We start from the raw sequence: 24,212 nt of genomic DNA, 5'->3' as shown, positions 1-24,212 counted from the left end.
ATGCCGTTTGAGTTGCTTGCGGCATTTGACCTGCTCATGGCTGTCGACACCATGAACTTGAAAAACCTGCTTTGCCAAATCCACGCCTATGCGTTTAAGTTTCATGCGGGCTCCCCCTCCGGGATTGTTTGTTTCGTAACCTTCAGTCTGGCGCAATGACGCCGTAGGAGGGAGGAGTCCATCTCATTGGGCTACGGTTTAGATGTCGGCCAGGGTCGCGACCAGAATCGCCTTGATGGTGTGCATGCGGTTTTCCGCCTGCTCGAAGGCGATGTTCCATGGCGACTCGAAGACGTCCTCGGTCACTTCGATGCCGTTCTTCAGGTGCGGATACTGTTCGGCGATCTGCTTGCCGACCTTGGTTTCGCTGTTGTGGAAGGCCGGCAGGCAGTGCATGAACTTCACCCGCGGGTTGCCGGCGGCCTTCATGATTTCGGCGTTGACTTGGTACGGCAGCAGTTCCTGGATGCGTTCACCCCAGGCTTCCACCGGCTCGCCCATCGACACCCAGACGTCGGTGTGGACGAAGTCGACGCCCTTGACCGCTTCCTTCGGGTCTTCAGTGAGCAGCAGGCGGGCGCCGCTTTCCTCGGCGAATTTTTTGCAGGCGGCGACATGTTCGGCGCTCGGCCACAGCGCCTTGGGCGCGGCGATGCGCACGTCCATGCCGAGCTTGGCGCCGATCAGCAGCAGCGAGTTGCCCATGTTGTTGCGCGCGTCGCCCAGGTAGGCGTAGGCGATGTCGTGCAGCGGCTTGTCGCTGTGCTCGCGCATGGTCAGCACGTCGGCGAGCATCTGCGTGGGGTGGTACTCGTCGGTCAGACCGTTGAACACCGGTACGCCGGCGTAGGTGGCCAGTTCCTCGACAATCTCCTGCTTGAAGCCGCGATACTCGATGGCGTCGTACATGCGTCCGAGCACGCGAGCGGTATCCTTCATCGACTCCTTGTGGCCGATCTGCGAGGAGCCGGGCTCGATGTAGGTGACGTTGGCGCCCTGGTCGTAGGCGGCCACTTCGAAGGCGCAGCGGGTACGGGTCGAGGTCTTCTCGAAGATCAGCGCGATATTCTTGCGGCTCAGGTGCTGCTGCTCGGTACCGGTGTACTTGGCACGTTTGAGATCACGCGATAGGTCGATCAGGTAGCGCAGCTCGCGGGTGCTGTGGTGCATCAGGCTGAGCAGGTTGCGGTTGTGCATGTTGAAAGCCATGGTTCTTTCTCCAGGTCGGTGTGGGAATCCATCCGGCGACTTCTGGCCGCCGGAGTGGCTTTGTCAGTAATCGATCGGGTCGCGGATGATCGGGCAGGTCATGCAGTGGCCGCCGCCACGGCCGCGGCCCAGCTCGCTGGCGCTGATGGTGACGACTTCGACGCCAGCCTTGCGCAGCAGGGTGTTGGTGTAGGTGTTGCGGTCGTAGCCGATCACCACGCCGGGCTCCAGGCAGACCACGTTGTTGCCGTCGTCCCACTGCTCGCGTTCGGCCTCGTAGGCGTCGCCGCCGGTTTCCACCACGCGCAGTTTCTTCAGGTTGAGCGACTCGGCGACCACGTCGAGGAAGCTGCGCTCGTCGCGGCGCAGGTCGATACCGCCAGGCTTGCTTTCATCCGGGCGCAGCACGAAGGGCACGATGGAGTTGGCCACTTCCGGGAAGATGGTCACTAGGTCGCGGTCGCAGAAGCTGAACACGGTGTCCAGGTGCATGGCCGAGCGCGATTTGCCCAGGCCGGCGACTATCACCTTGTCGGCGGCGCCTTTGGCGAACAGGGTACGCGCCACCTGGCCGATGCCTGGTGCGAGCTGCGCTCACCCATGCCGATCAGCACGGTACCGTTGCCGATTGGCATCACGTCGCCGCCTTCGAGGGTGGCCGAGCCGTGATCCTGATCCGGGTCGCCATACCAGACCTCGAACTCTTCATTGATGAAGTCCGGGTGGAATTTGTAGATGGCACTGGCGAGCAGGGTTTCCTGGCGGCGCGCCGGCCAGTACATCGGGTTGAGGGTTACGCCGCCGTAGATCCAGCAGGTGGTGTCGCGGGTGAACTGGGTGTTGGGCAGCGGCGGGAAGATGAAGCTGGACTCGCCCAGATAGGCGTTGAACATCTTCGCTGCTTCCGAATCTTTGTATTTCTGCAGGTCTGCGCCGGACACGCCGCCGATCAGGAATTCGGCGATGCGCCGTGGCTCCAGGCTTTCGATAAACGAACGAACTTCGTTCTGCAGACCGAGGCCGACGCTGTTGGGGGTGATCTTGCGCTCGAGAATCCACTGCAGCGCTTGCGGGTTGCGCACGGTCTCTTCGAGCAGGTTGTGCATCTCCACGACCTCTATACCGCGTTCACGCATCTTGGTCATGAAATCGAAATGGTCGCGCTTGGCCTGCGATACCCAGATCACGTCGTCGAACAGCAGTTCGTCGCAGTTGGCGGGGGTCAGGCGCAGGTGCGCAAGGCCGGGCGAGCAGACCATCACCTTGTGCAGCTTGCCGGCTTCGGAATGAACGCCTAGGGCTTTCTTGGACATGTCAAACTCCTTCTCGTGGAACGTGGCCCCGGAAGGTCCGGGGCGGCACTTTTACAAACTCAGGAAACCGTCATACAGGCCGAATGCGGCAATGCCGGCGCCGATCAGTACGGCGATGAAGATCAGCTTCTCGACGCCCGTGAACACCGGTTGGCCCAGCTCGCGCTTGGCCTTGGCGAACAGGATTGCGCCAGGGGCATAGAGCAGCGCGGAGAGCAGCAGGTACTGCACGCCGGCGGCGTACACCAGCCACACCGCATACAGCGTGGAGATCAGCGCGATCAGCAGATCCTTGTTGCGTTCGCCGGCGGCGTTTTCGTAGGTCTCGCCGCGCAAGGCCAGCAGCACGGCGTAGGCACTCGACCAGAAGTACGGCACCAGAATCATCGAGGTGGCCAGATACAGCAGGCTGAGGTAGGTGGACTCGCTGAACAGGGTGATGATCAGAAACAGCTGGATCAGCCCGTTGGACAGCCACAGCGCGTTAGCCGGGACCTGGTTGGCGTTCTCCTTGCGCAGGAACTCCGGCATGGTGTGGTCACTGGCGCTGGCGAAGAGAATCTCGGCGCACAGTAGTGTCCACGACAGCAGCGCCCCGGCCAGCGAGATGATCAGGCCGATGGAGATCAGTTGCGCCCCCCAGGGGCCGACTACCTGTTCCAGCACGGCAGCCATCGACGGGTTTTTCAGTCCGGCCAGTTCGGCCTGGGCGAGGATGCCCTGACTGAGGATGTTGACCAGCACTAATAGCAGGAGCACGCCGATGAAGCCGATGACGGTGGCCTTGCCGACATCGCTGCGTTTCTCGGCGCGGGCGGAGAAGATGCTCGCACCCTCGATACCGATGAACACCCAGACGGTGACCAGCATCATGTTGCGCACCTGATCCATCACGCTGCCGAGCTCGGTGTTGCCGCTGCCCCAGAAGTCCGAGGTGAACACGTCCATCTTGAAGGCGACGGCGGCGATGACGATGAACAGCGCCAGCGGCAGCATCTTGGCGATGGTGGTGATGGTATTAATGAAGGCCGCTCCCTGATCCCGCGCAGCACCAGAAAGTGCAGCAGCCAGAGCACGATAGAGGCGCAGATGATCGCCGGCAGGGTGTTGCCCTCGCCGAATACCGGAAAGAAGTAGCCGAGGGTGGAGAACAGCAACACCATGTAGCTGACGTTGCCGATCCAGGCGCTGATCCAGTAACCCCAAGCCGAGGAGAAACCCATGTAGTCGCCGAAGCCGGCCTTAGCGTAGGCATACACCCCGCCATTGAGGTCGGGTTTGCGGTTGGCCAGGGTCTGGAAGACGAAAGCCAGGGTGAGCATGCCGACACCGGTGATCAGCCAGCCAATAAGGGTGGCGCCGGCACTGGCACTGGCGGCGATATTCTGCGGCAGGGAGAAGATCCCGCCGCCAACCATTGAACCAACAACCAGAGCGATCAACGCGCCGAGGCGCAGTTTTTGAGTCGAGTCAGACATAGCGAGACCTCCTTGGTCTAGTAATAACTACCGGGCAGACTCTTTCGGAGTTTTCCTAATGTTTAACAAGTTCAATGCAGTCGTGATAAATGGGGTTAGAAAGTTTGAAGGTGGTATCACGAAACCGCTGTCATTGCTGAATCAGAGCGTCCTGATGGTATTCACCTGATCTTTATTTATACGTTGGGGTTTCCCGTCAGGTTGCTTAAATTCGTAGAAACCACTTTTTGCATCGTATTTGGGTTCGTCTAGTGTCTGGATTTCCTGACCGCTGTTGAGCACGATCAGCGAGGGGGTAGAACAGCCAGCAAGCAGGCTGAGAGTCAGAGCGGAAAGTACAAGGCAGATTTTTTTCATGATGATGCTCCTAAGTTGTCGTCAGTAAAGTTGGCTTCTAATGTTTCTTCCGGTAGGAAGTCTTTGTCCGGGTTGTAGTCAGGCTTGAGGAAGCTGTCCAGCGCTTCCAGGTCAGCCGGACTGAGGGTGCCGGCGGCCTGCTTCAGGCGCAGGTTGTTGAGGATGTAGTCATAGCGCGCGTCGTTGTAGTTGCGCACCGCGCTGTACAGCTGACGCTGGGCATCGAGCACATCGACGATGTTGCGGGTGCCGACCTGGTAGCCGATCTCGGTGGCTTCCAGGGCGCTCTGGTTGGAGATGATCGACTGGCGGCGCGCCTGCACGGTCTCCACGTCGGTATTCACCGCACGGAACAGGTTACGGGTGTTCTGCACCACCTGGCGGCGCAAGCTTTCGCGCAACTGCTCGGTCTGCCCCAGGCGCTGATAGGCCTCACGCACCTGCGAGCTGGTCAGGCCGCCGCTGTACAGCGGGATATTCAGTTGCAGGCCGATGGAGCGCTGCGAAACATCGCCACCGTATGTAGTGGGTGACGCAGCAGAGTTGGTAAAGCCCAGGCTGTCATTGTCGCCCTTCTGATAGCTGGCCACGGCATCCAGGGTCGGCGCATGGCCGGCCTTGCGCTGGCGCAGGTTTTCCTCGGCAGCATCGACCGCGAAGAAGCTGGCTTGCAGATTGAGGTTCTGCGCAGCGGCGGTATCGACCCAGGACTTGGCGTCGTTCGGCGTCGGCGCCAATACCGGCAGCGTATGCACAATACCTTCGACTGCCGTGTAGCTGCGATTGGTCAGCGCCACCAAGGCCTCGAAGGCGTCATCCACAGTGCGCTCGGCGAGAATGCGGTTAGCCCGGGCGGTATCGAAACCGGCCTGTGCTTCGAGCACGTCGGTCTTGTCGGAAAGGCCAACATCGAAGCGCTCGTTGGCCTGATCCAGCTGGCGCTTGAACGCCGCCTCTTCGGCACGGGTCGAGGCCAGGGTGTCCTGGGCGCGCAACACGGCAAAGTAGGTCTCGGCGCTCTGCAGAATCAAGCTCTGCTCGGTCGCTGACAGCTCCAGCGCCGCCTGCTCACTGGTCGCTTCGGCAGCCTGCAGCTGGAACCATCGATCGGCACGGAACAGTGGCTGGCTCAGGTTGGCCTGATACACCAGACCGCTGCGCGACAGGGTGTTACTCGGCGAATCGAGCTCGGTGCGGGTATCGCCATAATTGGCCCCCGCCGACAGGTTGGGCAGCAGCCCGGCACGCGCCTGCGGCACCACTTCGCGACGCGCCTGGTAGTCGGCGCGAGCGGCAGCGATATCGGCGTTGTTCTTCGCTGCTTGTTTGTACACGGTGACCAGGTCGGTTTTGGCCGGGGTGGGTAGGGAGGTTGCCCAGCCCTGTGCTGGGATGCCCAGGCAGATGGCTGTCACCAGGGCCAACCTAGCGGTTGTGGTTATCTCCACGTATTAGTTTCCTTATTTGGTCTGTCTTGCATGTCTATTCGAATGGCACCGTGTGGATGGCCTTCTCAATGCAGGGATTTGCGCAGCCGCGACAAGGCACCGATGAAAAACACGCTACCGATGGCGCCTAGGGCAAGCATTTGCGGCCAGACGACAGCCGGGCCGGCGCCACGGAAGAGAATGGCTTGGGCTAGCTCGACGAAGTGCGTGGTGGGTGCCGCCAGCATGACGTTCTGTACGACTTCCGGCATGCTTTCGCGCGGGGTCATGCCGCCGGAGAGAATCTGCAGAGGCATCAGCACGAGAATGATCAGCAGGCCCAGCTGTGGCATCGAGCGGGCCAGGGTGCCGAAGAAGATGCCCATCGAGGTGGTGGCGAACAGGTGCAGGGCGACACCGCCGAGGAACAACAGCACGGAGCCGGGAATGGGGACGGCCAGCCAGCCCTCGATGATGATGCGCATGGACAGGGCGGTGGCGGCCAGCACCACTAGGCCCATCGACCAGACCTTGGCCGACATGATCTCGAACGGCGTGACGGGCATCACCAGCAGGTGCTCGATGGTGCCGTGTTCGCGTTCGCGGATCAGTGCGGCGCCGGTGAGGATGATCGACAGCATGGTGATCTGGCTGACGATTGCGTTGACGGAGCCGAACCAGGATTGCACCAGGTTGGGGTTGTACTGCATGCGTACCACCGCTTCGACGGGTACCGCGTTGGCGCCACGAAAGCGCCTGAGGAACTCGCCGACCTCGTCATTAATGATCTGCTGGATATGTCCAGCCCCCGTGAACGCTTGGCTGACTTGTGTGGCATCGACATTGAGCTGGATGGTTGGCTGGCGTCCGGCTAGCAGATCTTGCTGGAACTGCGGCGGGATGTTCAGGGTGAAGGTATAGCGCCCGGCGTCCATGCCGCTGTCCATGGTTTCCAGGTCGATGGCCGCGGGCTTGATGAAGTAGGGCAACTGGAAGCCGCCGACGATGCGCGTCGACAGTTGCGAGCGATCCTCGTCGAGCACGCCAATGCTGGCCCGGTGCGGCGACTCCGGCACACTGTTGGCTTGGGAGTAAATGCTCAGGGTGAAGGCGTAGAGGATCAGCAGCAACAGGGCCGGGTCGCGATACAGGCTGCGCAGTTCCTTGATGCCCAACTGCAGGATGTTGTTCAGTTTGCGCATCTTATTTCTCCTGCTTCTTCAGGCCGGCGACGCTGAGCAGGGTCAGTGTGGGGATGGTGATCAGCAAGGGAATGAAGTAGGGGTAGAGTTCGGCCAGGCCCAGCGCCTTGGAGAACACGCCACGGCTGATGATCAGGAAATGGCTGGTCGGGTAGAGGTTGCCGATCAAGGCGCTGGCGCCTTCCAAGGCCGATACCGGGTAGATCAGACCGGAGAATTGCGTGGCCGGCACCAGAGTGGCAATGGCGGTGCCGAAGATTGCAGCGATCTGGCTGTTGAGCACCGAGGAGATCAGCAGGCCGAGACCGGTGGCGCAGGTCACGTAGAGCAGTGCGCCGAGTGTCAGGGTCAGCATGCTGCCCTTGATTGGCACGTCGAAGACCCAGACCGAGAATGCCACCAGCATGAAAAAGTTGGCCATGCCCAAGGCGATATAAGGCAACTGCTTGCCGATCAGGAATTCCAGGCGGGTCACCGGTGTGACGTAGAAGTTGGTGATCGAACCCAGTTCCTTTTCACGCACCACGCCCAAGGCGGTGAGCATTGCCGGAATCATCATCAACAAAATCGGGATCACCGCTGGCACCATGGCTTGCAGGCTTTGCACATCGGGGTTGTATCGGTAGCGCAGGGCGACATCGAACGCTGTGCCTGCTGCGCCCTGCGGAGCCTGTTCGGCGAGATCTTGCAGGTAGCTCTGGTGAATGCCCTGTACGTATCCCTTGACCGTGTTAGCGCGGGTTGGCATGGCGCCGTCGACCCAGAAGCCGATCTGTGGTGTGTCACCGCGCTTGAGCTCGCGACCGAAGCCTGGCGGAATCTCCACGGCCAGGCTGATATCGCCCTGGCGCATGCGCCGTTCGAGTTCGTCGTAGTCGCGCAGTGGCGGTTTTTCCTGGAAATAGCGCGAGCCGGTAAGGGTCTCGGCATAGGCGGCGCTGGTGGTGGTCTGGTCGCGATCGAGCACCGCGTAGCTCAGGTCCTCGACATCCAGGTTGATGCCGTAGCCCATGATGAACATCAGCAGAACCGTACCGATCAAGGCCAGGGTGGCGCGGATAGGATCTCGTCGCAGTTCCATGGCTTCGCGCTGGGCGTAGCTGTACAGACGCCTAGGGCTGAAACGTGATTTCACTGCGTTGGTCTGGGCGAATGCCGTCTCCTCCAGGGCCGCCTGCGAAGTGTCTGTCGGTGTGTCGTTGTCGTCAGTGGCATCGCGCAGGTAGGCGATGAAGGTTTCTTCCAGGGTGGACAGGCCGCGCTTGTCCATCAGTGCCTGAGGCGTGTCGCTGTCCAGCACTCGGCCGGCATGCATCATTGACATGCGGTCGCAGCGCAGCGCTTCGTTCATGAAGTGGGTGGAGATGAAGATGGTCACGCCGTCATTGCGCGACAGGTCGATCAACAGCTCCCAGAAGCCGTCGCGGGCTACCGGGTCGACGCCGGAAGTCGGCTCGTCGAGGATCAGGATCTCCGGCTGGTGAATCACCGCCACCGCCAGCGACAGGCGCTGGCGCACCCCCAGGGGCAGATCCTCCGGCAACTGCTCGGCGACTCCCTGAAGATCGAACCTGTCGAGCATTTCCTGAATGCGCGCGGGACGCCGTTGCGGCGGGATTTCGAACAGCCGGGCATGCAGGTCGAGGTTCTGCAGCACACTCAACTCGCTGTACAGCGAGAACGCCTGGGACATGTAGCCGACCCGGCGGCGGGTGTCGATGTTCCTTGGGTCGACCGGTTTGCCGAACAGGAAGGCTTCGCCTTCGCTGGCCGGCTGCAGCCCGGTGAGCATCTTCATGGTGGTCGACTTGCCGCAGCCGTTGGAGCCGAGGAAGCCGAAGATTTCCCCGCGCTCGATGCGGAAATCTACATGATCGACGGCGACGAAATCACCAAAGCGGCAGGTCAGGCCGTGCGCCTCGATGGCCACCGCATTCTCGCCGCTGGCCGCCGGGCGCGGTGGAATCACTAGGGTATGGTGGCCGCTGCGCTTGGCTTCGGGCAACAGGGCGATGAAGGCTTCTTCCAGATTGTCGGTGCCGGTGCGTTCGAGCAGTTCGCCAGGGGTTCCGATATCCAGCACCTTGCCGTCGTCCATGGCCACCAGCCAGTCGAAACGCTGGGCTTCGTCCATGTAGGCGGTGGCGACCAGCACGCTCATGCCGGGGCGGCGCTTGCGAATGCGCTCGATCAATTCCCAGAACTGGTTGCGCGCCAGCGGGTCGACGCCGGTGGTGGGTTCGTCGAGGATCAACAGATCCGGATCGTGGATCAGCGCACAGCACAAGCCGAGCTTCTGTTTCATGCCGCCGGACAGCTTGCCCGCCGGGCGTTCGACAAACGGCGCCAGGCCGGTGCTTTGCGTCAGGTCGGCAATCCGCGCCCTGCGCTCCTGCTCATCCTGGCCGAACAGGCGGCCGAAGAAGTCGAGGTTCTCGAACACGGTCAGGGTCGGGTAGAGATTCTTGCCCAGGCCCTGGGGCATGTAGGCGATGCGCGGGCAGACGTCGCGGCGGTGGCCGGCATCGGCCATGTCGCCGTCGAGCACCCGTATCGTGCCGTCCTGCATCCTACGCGCCCCGGCGATCAGGGCCAGCAGGCTGGACTTGCCCACGCCATCTGGGCCGATCAGGCCGACCATGCGGTTGGCGGGGATGTCGAGGGTGACCGCGTCCACCGCGCAGGTTTTGTTGTAGCGCAGGCTGACCTCGATCAGTTGCACCACGCTGGGGTCGTTCGCTGTCATGGTGTGATTCGCACGTGCAGGCTTTCGGGCCACTCGGCGGCGGCGTCAAGTTTCAGGTAGGCCATGCCGGGAACCCCGGTCTTGACCTGTTCGAGGTGTTTTTGCAGCAGTTCTGGATCGATTCGGGCCTTGACCCGGAACATCAGTTTTTCCCGTTCGTTGGCGGTTTCCACTGTCTTGGGGGTGAACTGTGCGACGCTGGCGACGAAGGTCACCTTGGCTGGAATTACATATTGCGGTGCGGCATCCAGGATCAGTCGCACGTCCGCGCCCAGGGCGACTCGACCAGCCTGTTGCGCCGGCAGGAAGACGTTCATGTACACGTCGTTGAGGTCGACCAGATTGAGTACCTTGCCGCCGGCACCCAAGACTTCACCTGGCTGGCTGACGCGATACTGCACACGGCCACTTCGGGGCGCCTTTAGCCGGCTGTCCTCGATATCCGCTTGCAGCCGCTCGACGCTGGCCTGGGCTGCCTCCACGCTGGATTCGGCCTCGATCACCTGCGATTGCGCAGCATCTATGGCGGCCTGGCTCGACAGAACCTGGGAACGGGCGGCGCTGAGTGCGGCCTGGCTGCTTTGCAGGGCGGCCAGGTCATCGTCGAGTTTCTGCTGGGGCAAGGCATTGCGTCTGACCAGGGTCTCGGTACGGGCGTAGCGCTTCTGCGCCGCAGTCAGCTCGGCCTGACGCTGGTGCACAACGGCTTCGGCGGTGGCTTTCTCGCTGATGCGCAGGGAAACTTGGGAATGGGCCGTGCGGGTGGCGTTCTGCGCCTGGCGAACCTGGGCCTGGGCCTGGCTCAACTGGGCGGTGAGCACCTGGATGTCCATTTGCGCGAGTACTTGTCCGGCGGCGACGAAATCGCCTTCGTCGACGTCGATCTGCAGCAGACGGCCAGCTAGTTTCGTGGCGACGTCCACTTCGGTTGCCTCGATCCGGCCATTGGCGCTGGCGAAACCGGAACCCAGGCCGCTCGGGCGCAGTTCCAGCCAGACCAGTGCGGCCACGGCGGCCAGGGCGACGGCGGAGGCCGTGTGGATCAGGGTTTTCTTCTGTTGTGGCTTCATCGAGGGTTTTCCTAAACTTCGGGCGGTCATTGCTTCACGTAGCGCCCAGGCGCTTGTTCTAGGGGAGGGTATTCGGCATTGCCCATCCGCGTGATGGCGGGCCGGAGCTCGCCGGCATGCCCGGCCAGCCAGGCGAACCAATCGACCCACCAACTACCTGCGTGTTGTTGAGCGCTTTGTAGCCAGTCGTCAGCAATCGGCGTGATGTGCTCGTTTACCCAGTAATGGCGTTTGTTGCTTGCTGGTGGGTTAATCACTCCGGCGATGTGGCCAGAAGATCCGAGGACGAAGCGTTTCGATCCCCCAAGAAGAGCCGTGCTGGCATAGGCACTGCGCCATGGGACTATGTGGTCATCGTGGGTTCCGAGGAGGTAGGCTGGCGCCTCTATGGAGCGCAGATCCAGCTTGACCCCGCACAGCTCCAGCTCGCCCGACTTGAGGTCGTTCTGCAGGTAGGTGTGGCGCAGATACCAGCAGTACATGGGGCCAGGTAGGTTGGTACTGTCGTTGTTCCAGAACAGCAGATCTAGGGCGCGTGGTTTCTGTCCCTTGAGGTACTTGTCGACGTTGTAGTTCCACCACAGCTCGTTGGGCCGCAGCAGGGAGAAGGTGTTGCCCATATCCTCTCCGCGGAACAGGCCACATTTACCACCATGGCCACCGATGGTGCGCTCGCGGTAGGCCACCAGTTGCTCATCGACAAAGACACTGATCGGCCCGGTATCAAGGTAGTCGAGGAAGGTGGCGAACAGGCTCAGACTGGCAATGTCGTGGTCGCCCCTCGCAGCCAGCACTGCCAACGCGCAGCTCAGCAGGGTGCCGCCGATGCAGAAGCCCAGGCAGTTCAGATGACGCTCGCCACTGATGACCCGGGTAGTGCGTAGGGCGCTGATCACTCCGTCCTGGATGATCTGCTCCCAGGTGATGTCAGCCTGTTTCTGGGTGAAGTTGCGCCAGGACATCAGGAATACCGGGTGACCCTGTTCCAGCAGATGGCGAACCAGAGAATTTTCCGGGCTGAGGTCGAGGATGTAGTACTTGTTGATGGCCGGCGGGACGATAAATATTGGCCTCTGGTACTGTGTATCGGTGAGCGGCAGGTATTGGATCAACTGGAACAGCGGAGTTTCCAGCACCACCTCACCGGGAGTGACGGCGAGATTCACGCCAACTTCGAAGTCGCCTCGGTCGCATTGACGCAACTTGCCTTCTTGTAGGTCTCCGGCCAGATGCAATAGACCACTGAGCAGGCTGGCCCCCTGGGTTTCCACCAGGCATTTCAGGGCATCGGGATTGCTCAGCAGGAAGTTGCTCGGGGCGCTTGCGGCGATTGCCTGCTCGATCAGGTAGCGCAGACGCTGACGTGGCTTCTCTTCTTTGATGGTGAGCAGCTCCAGCAATTTCAGCAGAAATCCGGAATTCAGCAGGTAGAAGGCGGCCATGGAACCGAACAACGGTTCACTCCAGTTGCCACTAGCGAAACGCCGGTCGTCGAAGTCGAACGGTTGACGGGCCAGCAGTTGCTGGCCAAGCGCTGTCCATTGTTGCTGGTAGTCAACCTGCAATTGTTCCAACGCTTCGGGGGAGACATTGAACCACTGGCTTTGGTCATGCCCGTTGAACCAAGAGTTTTGCGCTACGTACAGGCGCAGTTGCTGTAGGGCGAAGCTGGTGATGAAAGGCGCCTGTCCTGACCAGTAGTGAGCGAAAGAATGTGAATTGTTCATGTTCATGGTTTGTCCAAGAAAATGAAAAAAGGCCGCGCCCGGCAAAGGGCACGGTGCGATCATTTGGGGGAATACCCTCACCGCCATCCAGGCGGTGAGGGTGCAGGGGAGCTCGCCCGATAGATCCGCGAAATCGTTAGTCAGCGTTCAATGGCCAGCGCCACGCCCTGGCCGCCGCCGATGCACAGCGTCGCCAGGCCTTTCTTGGCATCGCGGCGGATCATCTCGTGCAGCAGGCTGACCAGCACGCGGCAGCCGGAGGCGCCGATCGGGTGACCCAGGGCGATGGCGCCGCCGTTGACGTTGACCTTGGCGGCATCCCAGCCCAGCTCCTGACCAACGGCCAGTGCTTGGGCGGCGAAGGCTTCGTTGGCTTCGATCAGGTCTAGCTCGTTCAGACTCCAGCCGGCTTTGTCCAGGCAGCGGCGGGTGGCCGAGACCGGGGCGATACCCATGATCGCCGGATCGACGCCTGCGTTGGCATAGGCGCTGATTTTCGCCAGCACCGGCAGGCCCAGCGCTTTGGCCTTGGTTGCGCTCATCAGCAGCACGGCGGCGGCGCCATCGTTGAGGCTGGAGGCATTGCCGGCGGTAACGCTGCCGTCCTTCTTGAACGCCGGCTTGAGTTTGGCCAGCGACTCGGCGGTGGTGCCGGCACGCGGTTGCTCGTCACGGGCGAAGGCGATTGGATCGCCCTTGCGCTGTGGGATCAAAACCTGCGTGATCTCGGCATCGAAGCGACCGGCCTCGATGGCGGCCACGGTTTTCTGCTGCGAGGCGGCGGCGAAGGCGTCCTGGGCTTCACGGCTGATGCCGTACTTGTCCACCAGGTTCTCGGCGGTGATGCCCATGTGGTAATCGTTGAAGGCATCCCACAGGCCATCGACGATCATGCTGTCGAGCATCTGCGCATGGCCCATGCGCAGGCCGGTGCGGGCTTTGGGCAGCACGTAGGGCGACAGGCTCATGTTCTCCATGCCGCCGGCAATGATCACCTCGGCATCGCCGCAACGGATAGCCTGGGCAGCCAGGTGCAGGGCCTTGAGGCCCGAGCCGCAGACCTTGTTCAGGGTCATCGCAGGAACGACGTGGGGCAGGCCGGCGCGAATCACAGCCTGGCGTGCGGGGTTCTGTCCGGACGCGGCAGTGAGCACCTGGCCGAGGATCACTTCATCGACCTGGGCAGCATCGAGGCCGGTCTGCTCGAGCAGGCGCCGGATGACGATGGCGCCGAGTTCCGGTGCCGGAATCTCGGCCAGGCTGCCTTGGAAGCTACCGATGGCGGTGCGGGTTGCAGCGACGATAACGACGTCGATCATCTGGAATGCCTCATGTTATGACTAGTCGATTGCGCATCACTGCATATTCATGCCGCCGTTCACCGAGAAGTCGGCGCCGGTGGCATAGGCGGATTGATCAGAGGCTAGCCAGGCTACGATCGAGGCAATTTCCTCAGGCTGGCCGAGGCGACCGACGGGGATTCCGGCAATCATGCCTTCAAGGATGTCTGGGCGAATTGCCGCAGTCATATCTGTCTTGATATAGCCAGGGGAAACCGTATTGACGGTCACGCCCTTGCCACTCACTTCTCGGGCCAAAGCCATGCTGAAACCATGGATACCGGCTTTGGCTGCAGAGTAGTTGGTCTGGCCGAACTGACCCCGCTGTCCATTGATCGAGGATATGTTGATGACACGCCCCCAGCCCTTGGCCAGCATGCTCTCGATGACCTGACGGGTTGTGTTGAACAGGCCGGTGAGGTTGGTATCGATCACTGCTTTCCAGTTTTCGGGAGGCATCTTGCGTAGCGTACCGTCTCGGGTGATCCCCGCATTGTTGACCAGTACATCAATCGGGCCGACATTTTCGCGCACCATCTCAAAAGCCTGGCGGGTGCTGTCCCAGTCGGTGATGTCGCAGTCGATGCAGTGGAAGTGGAAGCCAGCCTCTAATTGCTTCGCCATCCAAGAGGCTTTGCGGCTTGAGTAGGGGCTGCAACTCACCACTACGGTGAAACCATCCTGGTGCAGGCGCTGGCTGATCGCTGTGCCGATGCCGCCCATGCCGCCGGTGACCAGTGCTATACGTGTCGAATTACTCGAAGTAGCCATTGACCATGCCTCCTTAATCGAAGCCTTGATATTTTGGTCAAGCTTCCGGTGCTTCACGGGCAGGAACAATGTTTCTGGGTGACGCTGGGTTGTCCTTGCGCGCCAATTCTGTCGCGTTTTGACAGTGGTTCGGCCTGGTCTTGATCTGGATCAGGAAGAATGCCTTGCGGGCCTCTAATATGCGTATTTCACGGCGATCAATCGTTTGCCTTTCGGCTGGGAACGGGCGCAGAGGGATGCTATGTACAGGATCAGTTCCAGTTACGTCGGGATGCTGGTGGCTATGCTGCAGGCGGAGGGACTGGATGCGGTGCGTTTGTGTCGTGAGGCAGGAATCGATATGTGTTTGCTGGCACAGGAGGATGCGTTCTTCACGCGCGCTAGCGCCTATCGACTGATGGCGCTGGCCGAGTTGGATTCGGACAATCCGAATCTCGGCCTCAAGGCTGCCGTGCATTTCAAACCTGGCAGTTTCCAGTTGGTGGGCTACGTGATGATGTCCAGTGCCAACCTGAAACAGGCTCTGGAGCATTTTGTGCGTTTTCACTTGCTACTTGGCAATGGTGTCACTCTCGCACTGTCTCCTGAGCAAGGCGGGCGTCTGCGTTTGACATGTTTGGAGCATCCTGAAGAGGGCTGTCCCAGAAATCGAGCGTTTGAGGATGCCGGTGCCGCTGCCCTGTTGGGTTTTTGCCGTTGGCTGATGGGGGGAGGGCTGCCGCAACCGCTGCAATTCGATTTTGTCCATGACGAGCCGGGTAATCTCCCTGAATATCAGCAGTTATTCGGGTGTTCGTTACGTTTCGGTGCCCAGCACACTAGTGTCCTGTTCGACCAGCAAGAATTGTTGCGCCCGTTGAGCACGGCCAATGAGGCGCTTGCGTTGTTACATAAGCGCTTCGCCGAGTTTCGTCTGGGGCAGTTGGGTGGTGTCTCCTTGGGGGGGCGCGTGCGTGGCCTGATAATCGAGCGCCTGGGTCAGGAAGGATGCGACATGGAGTCGATCGGACTGGCTCTTTGCATAAGCAAGCGTACCCTGCAGCGAGGCCTGGAAAAGGAAGGGCTGAAGTTCAAGGACATTCTCGGTGATGTTCGCCGGCAGTCGGCCGATTATTACCTGTGCCGCAGCTCATACAGTCTGACCCAGGTGGCCGAGTACCTGGGGTTCCACGATCAGAGCAGTTTCCACAAGGCCTGCCTGCGCTGGTTCGGGAGGTCTCCGGGTCGATACCGGCTGGACGAAGGCGAGCAGAGTACGCCCCATGAGGATGTCTCAGATGCCGCTCATCAGGCTGATGATCAGTGCATTGACGATATCGATGAAGAAGCCGCAGACCAGCGGAACGATAATGAACGCCTGGTGCGCGGCTCCGTAGCGCTGAGTAACTGCCGTCATGTTGACGATGGCCGTTGCAGTTGAACCCAGGGCGATGCCGCCGAAGCCGGCGGCTATCACGCTGGCTTCGTAGTTGCGGCCCATACAACGGAAAACCAGCAATACGGTATAGAGGATCGTCAATGTTATCTGCAATGTCAGGGCTGTGACGACGAAGACCAGAACACCGCCTAACTGCCACAACTGCAGTCCCATCAGCGCCATGACTAGAAACATACCCAGGCAGATATCGGATATCAGCGCCAACCCTTGGCCGGCTCCGCTCCAGTGCTTGATGCGTTGACCGCCGATGGCTGCTTGCAACAGGTTACGAATGACGATCCCGGCCAACAGGCAACTGACAAACGAGGGGAGGGTGATTCCGCTGTTGAGCAGCAGCAAGTTGAAGCCGTGGCCCAACATCAGCGTCATGTTCAACCACATCCAGGCCCACAGGATGTCGTAATGGCTGATGGGGGCGGAGATGTCTGCCGAGGTTGCTGGTACTCCAACTTCCAGGTCTGAATCGCGAGAGGGGGTTAAGGCGTGGCGGCGTATCAGGTAGTTAGCGATCGGCCCGCCGATACAGCACGCTGCGATCAACCCCACTGTGTTACTGGCAATACCTAGCTCCATGGCATTTTCGATGCCCAATTGCTCGGTGAACAGCGGTGCCCAGGCCAGGGTGGTACCGACGCCGCCGGTGAGCGAGATCGAGCCGAGCATCAGGCCGGCTCTGGGATCCAGGCCGAAACCGCTGGCCACGCCCATACTCAGCAGGTTCTGCAAGACGATGAACACGCTGGCGAGTACCAGCAGAATTAGCAGCGGGCGGCCACCCTTGACCAGGTTGCGGATATCCGACTTCAACCCGATGCCTGCGAAGAAGTAGAGCAGCAGTACATCGCGTACCTCCAGGTCGAAGACCACTTCGATATCCAGTATGTAGAACAGAACGGCGGTAACAGCGGCACAAAGGAAGCCACCGAGCACTGGTTCTGGAATGCTGTAGCGGCCTAGTGGTTCGTAACGCTGTGCGAGCCTCTTGCCCGCGAACAGCAGCATGATCGCCAGAGTAAAACTGACCAGCCCCTCAACGAGAAAGGTATTGTCCTGCATGAAGAGTCCTTGCGGTTAGCCGAGGATGTTCAGGCCGCCATCGACGAAGTGGACGCCGCCAGTTTGGCCCTGACTGGCATTACTGACCAGCCATGCGCACAGACCGCCGACTTCTTCCAAGCTGACTAGGCGGCGCAGGGGCGCGCGATGGGTAGAGGTTTGCAGCAGGTGATCAAAGTCTTTCAGCCCGGATGCTGCTCGAGTCGGCATGGGGCCGGGGGAAATGGCATGCACGCGGATGTTGTGTGGCCCCAGCTCGGTGGCCAGGTAGCGCACACTTGATTCCAGGGCGGCTTTGACTGGGCCCATCAGTGCGTATCCTTCGATCGTTTCCTGGGCTCCCAAGTAACTCATGGTTACCAGACTGCCGCCCTGGGGCATCAACGGCTCGGCCAGGTGCGCCATGCGGATGAAGGAGTGGCAGGAAATGTCCATGGCCTGCTGAAAGCCGCTGCTGGAACTGTCCAGCAGGCGGCCGCGGATTTCCTCTTTGGGTGCGCTGGCCAGGCAGTGTACGACGAAGTCCAGTGATCCCCATTGCTCTGTAATGTGCTCGAATAGAGCCTCTAGCTCGCCGGGCCGGGTGACGTCCAGCGGCATCCGCACGCTGGCTTGCACCTGTTGCGCCAGGGGCTCGACATGCGCCCTGGCTTTCTCATTCAGCCAGGTGATGGCCAGTTCCGCGCCCATTTCATGTAGCGCTTGGGCACAGCCCCAGGCGATCGAATGGGTGTTTGCGATGCCTACCACCAGGCCGCGCTTGCCAGCCAGGGACAGACTTTCTTTGATGCTCATGGGTGTTGCTCCTGATACAGGTGCCAGCTATGGCGCGCGATGATGCTCTCTTCGTCGGTGGGGATGACCCATACTGATCGGGTGCTGGATGTACCGGATATAAGCTCGGCGTTGCGTCGGTTCGCCGTGTCGTCTAGCTGCAGCCCGAAGAGCGGCGCGAGATGCTGTAGTACCTGGGCACGCAGCTCAGCATCCTTCTCGCCGATACCGGCCGTGAATACCAGTGCGTCCAGTCCGCCCAGGCATGTGGCAAGCCGACCGACTTCCTGGGCGATACGGTAGGCGTAGTAGTCGATGGCCAGGGCCGCGCGCGGCTCGTTGCTGGCGCGTAGCTTGCGCATGTCGCTGCTGACCCCGGATATGCCGAGCAGGCCGGATTGTCTGTACAGCAGTTTTTCCAGCTCATCAACAGATATGCCTTGCCCCAGCAGGTACAGCAATACGCCTGGATCCACGGCGCCGCAGCGGCTTCCCATGGGTAAGCCGTCGAGAGCACTAAAACCTGTTGTCATTTCGATGCTGCGGCCAGCTTCGATAGCGCAAAGGCTGGAACCATTGCCTAGGTGAGCGATGACCAGCTTGCCAGTAGCGAGCTCCGGTGTTTTGTCGATTAGGCGCTGGCTGACGTATTCGAAGGACAGGCCATGAAAGCCGTAACGGCGTACGCCCTGTTCGTATAGCGCGTAGGGCAAGCCGAAGAGTTGACTGATTTCATTGCGTCCAGCATGGAAAGCCGTGTCGAAGCAGGCGATCTGGGGCAGTTGAGGGTCGTGCTCGAGCGCGGCATGGATTGCCGCGAGGTTGTGCGGTTGATGCAGTGGTGCCAGAGGCTCCAGCGTCTTCAGACGTGCCAGTGTAGTGTGATCCACGCGCACCGGTGCGCTGAAATCCATGCCCCCGTGCACCACACGATGGCCGATCAGCACCGGTGGGCGATCCTGTAGGCCTTCTTCAAGGACACGATAGATCTGCTGGAAGGCCGCCTGCATATTGGCAATCTGTTCCGGCTCGAAACTCGTGTCCTGCATTATCGTTCCGTCGGCCATGACGACCTGTAGACGTGGCGCCACGCCAATCCCGTCCAGCTTTCCGCGCGCCAGCAAGCGAGGTTGATCTTCGCCCCGGCGACCGGAGAATAGGCCGGTCTTAATGCTCGAAGAGCCTGCGTTGACGGTGACGATGAGTTCGTCCTGAACAGGGCTCATACAGGTATCCCCAGGCGAGCGCGCCGTGCTTCGGCAAGTAGCACGGCCAGCCCACAACTGGCGATGCGCGCTCTTGGACTGTCAGCGCGGCTGGTGAAAACAATAGGTACTCGGGCGCCAAGGACGATGCCAGCAGCTTCGGCTCCGGCTAGATAGATCAGCTGCTTGGCGAGGATGTTGCCCGCTTCCATGTCCGGTACCAGCAGGATGTCCGGGTCGCCGGCGACTTCTGAGTGGATACCCTTGACCCGCGCGGCTTCGGCGTTGATCGCATTGTCGAAGGCCAGTGGCCCGTCGAGCAGCGCGCCGTCGATCTGTCCGCGCCGGGACATGACCACCAGTGCGGCGGCCTCCAGGGTTGAAGGCAGCTTGGCGGTGACGGTTTCCACCGCCGACAGCAGCGCCACCTTGGGCTGTTCGATGCCGAGAGCGTGCAGCATCTGGATCACATTGCGGCAGATGTCGGCCTTGTCTTCCAGGCCGGGGAAGATGTTGACCGCCGCGTCGGTGACGAACAGCGGCTTGTGGTAGCTGGGCACGCTCATGGCGAACACATGGCTGAGGCGCCGTTCCGTGCGCAGACCGTTTTCGCGGTCGGCCACGGCATGCAGCAGTTCATCGCTGTGCAGGCTGCCTTTCATCAGCAACTCGCCACGGCCTTGGCGGATCAGGGCGACACCACGCTCGGCGGCGGCGTGGCTGTGTGGCACGTCCTCCACGGTCAGCCCGTCGATATCCAGACCGGCTTCGCTGGCGGTTGCCGCAATCTTCTGGCGCGGGCCAACCAGAATCGGTGTGATCAGCCCGGCCTGGGTGGCCTCCAGCGCCCCGCGTAGCGCGTTCGCCTCGCAAGGATGCACGACGATGGTGGGCAGCGGGCCAATCTCGGCGCAGCGGTTCAGCAGCGCCTGGTAGTGATCCAAGCTCATTCGGCGTTGCCTCCCTTGTCCGGGCTCGCGAGGCCAGGTGCGGGCGCGGAGCGGGTTGCCTTGATGCGTGCTGGTTTTTCCGGCGCGGCCACTGGGCTCCTGCTCCGGGTCGCTGCCGGGGGCGGGCTGGCATCAGTCTGTGCCTGCGCCTTGGCAGGCCGGGCGGCATTTTTCTTCCTTGGTCGCGTGGCGGCCTTGGACGTAGGGGCGTCCGCCTCGGGGAGGCGCAGGCTTGCCTGGATTTGCTCTGGCGGGCTGTCCACCGTGATGAGTGGCACGGATGGTTGGGCGAAATCCGGCAATGGGTGTTCGAGCAGATCATGCAACCGACGCCAAAGATCACCCACGGCACCCTCGGCGTACAGCAACTCAGGCACGAGGTGCGTGGCGGCTGTCAGGACGACTTCACGCTGGCTGGCCTTGGCTAGCAAAAGGGGCAAGGTGTTCAGGCTTTCCTCGGGGTGGGCGAAGACCAGTAGATCCTGCAGGCGGACGCTGTCACGTACGGCGAGAGGGTCGATGCCGAGCTGTTGCGAGAGCGTGCGAGCGCGCTGGGCGAGCTCTTCGATGCGTTCTTTGCCGAACCTGCCGCTGGCACGTGCGAGCAGGCAGAAAATGCGAATGAGCGCTTCCCGCTCCCCACCCTGGAGAAGCGAGTCGTGCAGATGCTCGATCAGAGCCTTGTCCCGTTGTTCTATGTGGCTCTGTTGCGAGCGCGGTGCTTGCCCTCCGGTCAGGGTGCTCAGCCCGCCGTAGAAGCTGTGGAAGAGCAACTCCTGGGATGCATCGCGGATGTCGCGATAACCATCGAGCTGGGCCTCGATGACGCTGGAGAATACCTCTTGCCAGGCAAGCAGGGGGTTGTTGGGGGATGCCGGGCGGCGATTGGTGCGGGTCAGGGCCGCGCTTCCCGCCAGCCACCAGAGGGCTGGATTGAGGCTGCTCCAGACGATCTGCTGCTGGTGAAATGGGTGGCTCTTGCGCAGGGATTCGGCGAGTGGTTCGTTGATCGCCCTGCGCATCCAGGGCCGCACGAACCAGTCGTAAAGCGTGCTGTTGAGTCCGGAGACGCGGTCGACCAGGGCGAATTCACGCTCGTCGCTTCGGCCATCTTCATCGTGGGCGAGAATATCGGCGATACGTCGTGGTTCGAAATGTACCTGATACGCCTGGTCACCACTGGGGGATGCCGGTAGATCGTCGATCATCAACTCGTACAGGCCAGGCGACAGCAGGGCGATGGCATCGATGGCGCCGAGCAGCTGCCGGTGTTCGCGCCGGGCGACCTTGCCGGAGACGAAGATGCCCAGGTGGCCGATGCTGGCATGCTGCAGGTAGACGATGGTGCGTCCGGCGCTGCGCAGTGCCAGGTCGCTGGGGTAGACGTCGGCTATCCAGTTCAGCGCCTGTTGCGGCGGGGTGATGTTGTCGCCATACGAGCAGAACACCACCACGGGGGCCTCGATGCGTTTCAGGTCGATGCTGCTCCTGCCCCCGGAACCGCCGGCCAGGCGGTTGCCGATGAACAGGTCGTCGACGATCACCTCGATCTCCTCGCTGTTGAGCAGGGTCGGGCTGCCCCACCAGCGTTCGAAATCGAGAAAGCGCGGGGTTTCGGCGTCGACGTCGCGGAACAGGTTGTAGTACTTGCTCCAGTAGGTGTTGGCCGGGTTCAGGCTCTCGAAGTTGCTGACCAGCCAGGTGCCGTCGAAGCGGCCGTTGCCCAGGTCGCTGCCCAGGCGGGTCATCCAGGCGCCGCCGAGCAGGCCGCCGGCATAGCGCATCGGGTTGCGCCCGTTGACGCCGGCCCAGTAGGACAGCGGCGCACCGTTGACGATCACCAGGCCCGGCAGTTCCGGACGTGCCGCCGCCAGGCCCATTAGTGCCCAGCCGGCCTGGCAGTTGCCGATCACCACCGGCTTGCCGGCTTCGGGATGGCGTGCGCTGACCGCTTCGATATAGCGGGCTTCGGCGGCGGCGATGTCGAGCAGGGTCTGGCCGGGCGCGGGGGCATGGCTGAAGGCGATGAAATAGGTCGGATGCCCGGCGCGCAGGCTTTCGCCAATTTCGGAGTCTTGCTTGAAGCCGCCGATGCCGGCGCCATGACCGCCGCGCGGATCGATGACGATGACCGGCTGACGCGTGGCATCGCTTGGCTGGTCAGCCGTTGGAAGGATGCGCAGCAGGGAATAGTTGACCGGATGAGGCAGGTCGTGGCCGTCGATCAGCACCTCGTAGGGAAACTTGAGCAGCAGGGGATAGCCGGCGCGCTCGTGGGCCAGGGTATTGTCGCCACGCTGGCGCAGTGCATCCCAGAACAGCAGGCCGCGTTGCCCGCAGTCGACCAGGTATTCCCAGCAGTCTCCCGGGCTGGGGGCACGCAGGCGACCTTCGTTGAGGGGCGCGAGCAGGGCCGCATGGCGTTGGCCGAAGGCATCGAGCATAAGCTTGCCGTGCAACTGCTGCAGACGGCTGAGGTGTTCGAACAGATTATGGAATGAGGAAAAGCTGTCTTCTCGCTTCGCAAAAAAACTTTCCTGGCTCATGAGCATTTCCTATCTCGGTGGCGTGCTAAAGGCCTGCGCTCAATCCTCCCCTTGGAGAGGCTGCATGGCGTTAAGGCTAGGTTTATAGCGAATCGCTGCGGCTTGGGCAAAATTTTTTTGCAGTGCAAAAAAGCTCTTGCGATCTTTTTTGTGCGGTGCAATATTATGCTGGCGCGGCAGCTCCATCATGGATGGCTTTCGCGTGTCAGGCCGTAGGTGGCCTTCCCCATTGCCAGGAGATCCGACCATGTCTTTTTTCGATTCGGAAAAACTGCAAAGCGCACAGAAAGCCAACCTTGACCTGCTGCAGCAGATCAGTGGCAAGGTATTCGAGAGCGTCGAGCAGCTCAGTCAGTTGCAATTCAAGGCGCTACGCGCTTCCAGTGGCGAGCAGTTCGACAGCTTGCGCAAGCTGCTGTCAGTGCGTGACCCGCAGGCCTTCGCCGAGTTGCAGGCGTCCTTCGCTCAGCCGGCAGCCCAGGCGGAGCGCCTGCTGGAGTTCAATCGCGAGGTGTACGATCTGGTCTCCAGCACGCAGGCGGATATCGCCAAGCTTGCCGAGCGCCAGGTCGAGGCGGGCACCAAGCAGGTGCGGGAACTGGTGGACGTTATCGCCAAAAACGCCCCGGCGGGTGCGGAACCGGCGGTAGCCGTGCTCAAGTCGGCACTGGAAAGCGCCGGCAGTGTCTATGAAAGCGCGCAGAAAGCCGCCAAGCAGGCAGCCGAGATCGCTGAGAACGGCATCGCTGCCGCCGCTTCCGCGGCCGGTCAGGCCACTCGTGAAGCCGGCAAGGCTGCGGGCGGGCGCAAGTAAGGCAGGGCGGCCGTGTCACGGACGGTGATGAGTTTCATTGCTCATCACCGTCTTTTTTCGTCTGCCTGAAATTGCCGGGTGGGATGCCGCCGAACATACCGAATAGGTTCTGGGTGCCCAAGTAGAGCTTCTTCGACTGTTCTACGTACTGGCTCATCATCTCCTGCATGACGGGCACCTGCTTGTGCATAAAGTCGCTCCAGGCCTGTGAGGATTGCACCCCGGTCTGGGTCTGGATTTCGATCACAGTCTGGATGCTCTTTTCCAGATAGTTGCCGAGCATGCCCTGGAATGGGCCATAGAAACGGATGACGCCCTTGAGCATATCGCTGGAGAAGAGCGGCTCGCCGTCGCTTTCCGCTTCCTGAATGATCTGCAGCAGGATGCTGCGAGTCAGATCCTCGCCAGTCTTGGCGTCGACCACCTGGAACGGTACTTCGTCGATGACCAACTGGCGGATGTCGGGGAGGGTGACGTGGGTGCTGGTATGGGTGTCGTACAAACGGCGGTTGGCGTATTTCTTGATCAGGCGTGGGGCTCTGTGGCCGTCATCGGACATGTGTAGCGTCTCATTATGAGTCGGAGTGTCTGTGGCAGGTATTATCTCAGGCCTCTCCCGGTGTAGATATATTGTTAATGCGGGGATAATTGGTTGTTTTAGTTTTTCGGATATAAGGCCGTAAGATATTCGCAGATACTTACTTGGGGCTGGCATCTACCGCCAGCAGAATCACTTCGCGCTGTATCAGTCGAGATGGCGTCTGAACCATATGCGGATCGTGATGATCC

The 24,212-nt window shown here is 61.2% G+C and carries 17 protein-coding genes and 4 pseudogenes; 2 read left to right on the top strand and 19 right to left on the bottom strand.

Translation table 11 applies throughout. The annotated features are described in order from the left end of the window. The 12 genes and pseudogenes from PSOLE_RS23840 to phbB form a co-directional block, all read right to left on the bottom strand. Positions 1-105 (bottom strand): annotated as a pseudogene (locus tag PSOLE_RS23840) (IS110 family transposase); the annotation flags it as partial. A gap of 93 nt (positions 106-198) precedes the next feature. Next, positions 199-1,209: an ornithine carbamoyltransferase gene (locus PSOLE_RS17125; RefSeq protein WP_074858631.1), complete on the bottom strand. Its 1,011-nt coding sequence runs from the start codon at positions 1,207-1,209 to the stop codon at positions 199-201. A gap of 63 nt (positions 1,210-1,272) precedes the next feature. Next, positions 1,273-2,522 (bottom strand): annotated as a pseudogene (arcA, locus tag PSOLE_RS17120) (arginine deiminase). Positions 2,523-2,573: 51 nt separating this feature from the next. After that, positions 2,574-4,000 (bottom strand): annotated as a pseudogene (arcD, locus tag PSOLE_RS17115) (arginine-ornithine antiporter). Between the two features lie 141 nt (positions 4,001-4,141). After that, positions 4,142-4,357 carry a YgdI/YgdR family lipoprotein gene (locus PSOLE_RS17110; RefSeq protein WP_010563423.1) on the bottom strand — a complete coding sequence of 72 codons (216 nt, stop codon included), beginning with the start codon at positions 4,355-4,357 and terminating at the stop codon, positions 4,142-4,144. Beyond that, positions 4,354-5,805 carry a TolC family outer membrane protein gene (locus PSOLE_RS17105; RefSeq protein ID WP_003464262.1) on the bottom strand — a complete coding sequence of 484 codons (1,452 nt, stop codon included), beginning with the start codon at positions 5,803-5,805 and terminating at the stop codon, positions 4,354-4,356. Before PSOLE_RS17105 ends, PSOLE_RS17110 begins: the two co-directional genes overlap by 4 nt. A 65-nt stretch (positions 5,806-5,870) precedes the next feature. Beyond that, complete coding sequence (locus tag PSOLE_RS17100) at positions 5,871-6,986, bottom strand: ABC transporter permease (RefSeq protein WP_038664457.1); 1,116 nt, start codon at positions 6,984-6,986, stop codon at positions 5,871-5,873. A 1-nt stretch (position 6,987) separates the two neighbouring features. Continuing rightward, positions 6,988-9,732, bottom strand: a complete 2,745-nt coding sequence (gene rbbA, locus PSOLE_RS17095) for a ribosome-associated ATPase/putative transporter RbbA (RefSeq protein ID WP_074858628.1) — start codon at positions 9,730-9,732, stop codon at positions 6,988-6,990. After that, positions 9,729-10,802, bottom strand: a complete 1,074-nt coding sequence (locus PSOLE_RS17090) for an HlyD family secretion protein (protein WP_003464255.1) — start codon at positions 10,800-10,802, stop codon at positions 9,729-9,731. Before PSOLE_RS17090 ends, rbbA begins: the two co-directional genes overlap by 4 nt. Before the next feature lie 26 nt (positions 10,803-10,828). Continuing rightward, entirely contained in the window at positions 10,829-12,529 is a 1,701-nt protein-coding gene (phaC, locus tag PSOLE_RS17085) for a class I poly(R)-hydroxyalkanoic acid synthase (protein WP_011911904.1), read from the bottom strand. A 140-nt stretch (positions 12,530-12,669) separates the two neighbouring features. Continuing rightward, entirely contained in the window at positions 12,670-13,848 is a 1,179-nt protein-coding gene (locus tag PSOLE_RS17080; protein WP_074858625.1) for an acetyl-CoA C-acetyltransferase, read from the bottom strand. A gap of 36 nt (positions 13,849-13,884) precedes the next feature. Then, positions 13,885-14,640 carry an acetoacetyl-CoA reductase gene (phbB, locus tag PSOLE_RS17075; RefSeq protein ID WP_074858624.1) on the bottom strand — a complete coding sequence of 252 codons (756 nt, stop codon included), beginning with the start codon at positions 14,638-14,640 and terminating at the stop codon, positions 13,885-13,887. Between the two features lie 241 nt (positions 14,641-14,881). Here phbB and PSOLE_RS17070 point away from each other — a divergent pair. Then, positions 14,882-15,862, top strand: a pseudogene (locus tag PSOLE_RS17070) (AraC family transcriptional regulator); the annotation flags it as partial. Positions 15,863-15,913: 51 nt separating this feature from the next. Here the strand turns inward: PSOLE_RS17070 and gltS are convergent. Genes gltS through PSOLE_RS24140 form a run of 6 tightly spaced genes read right to left on the bottom strand, consistent with a single transcriptional unit; the run spans position 15,914 to position 22,798 of the window. Beyond that, positions 15,914-17,134 carry a sodium/glutamate symporter gene (gene gltS / locus PSOLE_RS17065; protein WP_010563430.1) on the bottom strand — a complete coding sequence of 407 codons (1,221 nt, stop codon included), beginning with the start codon at positions 17,132-17,134 and terminating at the stop codon, positions 15,914-15,916. 15 nt (positions 17,135-17,149) lie between these two features. Further along, a complete protein-coding gene (fabI, locus tag PSOLE_RS17060) occupies positions 17,150-17,929 on the bottom strand; it encodes an enoyl-ACP reductase FabI (RefSeq protein WP_010563431.1) in 780 nt (259 codons plus the stop codon). Then, positions 17,926-19,134 (bottom strand): acetate/propionate family kinase, encoded by a 1,209-nt coding sequence (locus tag PSOLE_RS17055; RefSeq protein ID WP_003464233.1) that lies wholly within the window; start codon positions 19,132-19,134, stop codon positions 17,926-17,928. Before PSOLE_RS17055 ends, fabI begins: the two co-directional genes overlap by 4 nt. Further along, positions 19,131-20,063: a phosphate acetyltransferase gene (locus PSOLE_RS17050; protein ID WP_003464230.1), complete on the bottom strand. Its 933-nt coding sequence runs from the start codon at positions 20,061-20,063 to the stop codon at positions 19,131-19,133. Before PSOLE_RS17050 ends, PSOLE_RS17055 begins: the two co-directional genes overlap by 4 nt. Then, positions 20,060-22,609, bottom strand: coding sequence for a DUF3141 domain-containing protein (locus tag PSOLE_RS17045; protein ID WP_074858619.1), 2,550 nt, complete (start codon positions 22,607-22,609; stop codon positions 20,060-20,062). The genes PSOLE_RS17050 and PSOLE_RS17045 overlap by 4 nt, the downstream gene beginning before the upstream one ends. Before the next feature lie 39 nt (positions 22,610-22,648). Next, on the bottom strand, positions 22,649-22,798 hold the full coding sequence (locus PSOLE_RS24140) for a hypothetical protein (protein WP_153336801.1): 150 nt from the start codon (positions 22,796-22,798) through the stop codon (positions 22,649-22,651). A 58-nt stretch (positions 22,799-22,856) separates the two neighbouring features. On the opposite strand from PSOLE_RS24140, the gene PSOLE_RS17040 reads away from it, so the two are divergent. Then, complete coding sequence (locus PSOLE_RS17040) at positions 22,857-23,423, top strand: phasin family protein (protein WP_003464225.1); 567 nt, start codon at positions 22,857-22,859, stop codon at positions 23,421-23,423. Between the two features lie 34 nt (positions 23,424-23,457). Here PSOLE_RS17040 and phaR read toward each other — a convergent pair whose 3' ends face one another. After that, positions 23,458-23,982, bottom strand: coding sequence for a polyhydroxyalkanoate synthesis repressor PhaR (gene phaR / locus PSOLE_RS17035; protein WP_074858616.1), 525 nt, complete (start codon positions 23,980-23,982; stop codon positions 23,458-23,460). Positions 23,983-24,212: the final 230 nt, after the last annotated feature.

This window comes from Pseudomonas oleovorans subsp. oleovorans, from assembly GCF_002197815.1.
In the GTDB taxonomy this organism is placed as follows: domain Bacteria; phylum Pseudomonadota; class Gammaproteobacteria; order Pseudomonadales; family Pseudomonadaceae; genus Aquipseudomonas; species Aquipseudomonas oleovorans.
This window is presented reverse-complemented; position numbering and strand designations above follow the sequence as displayed.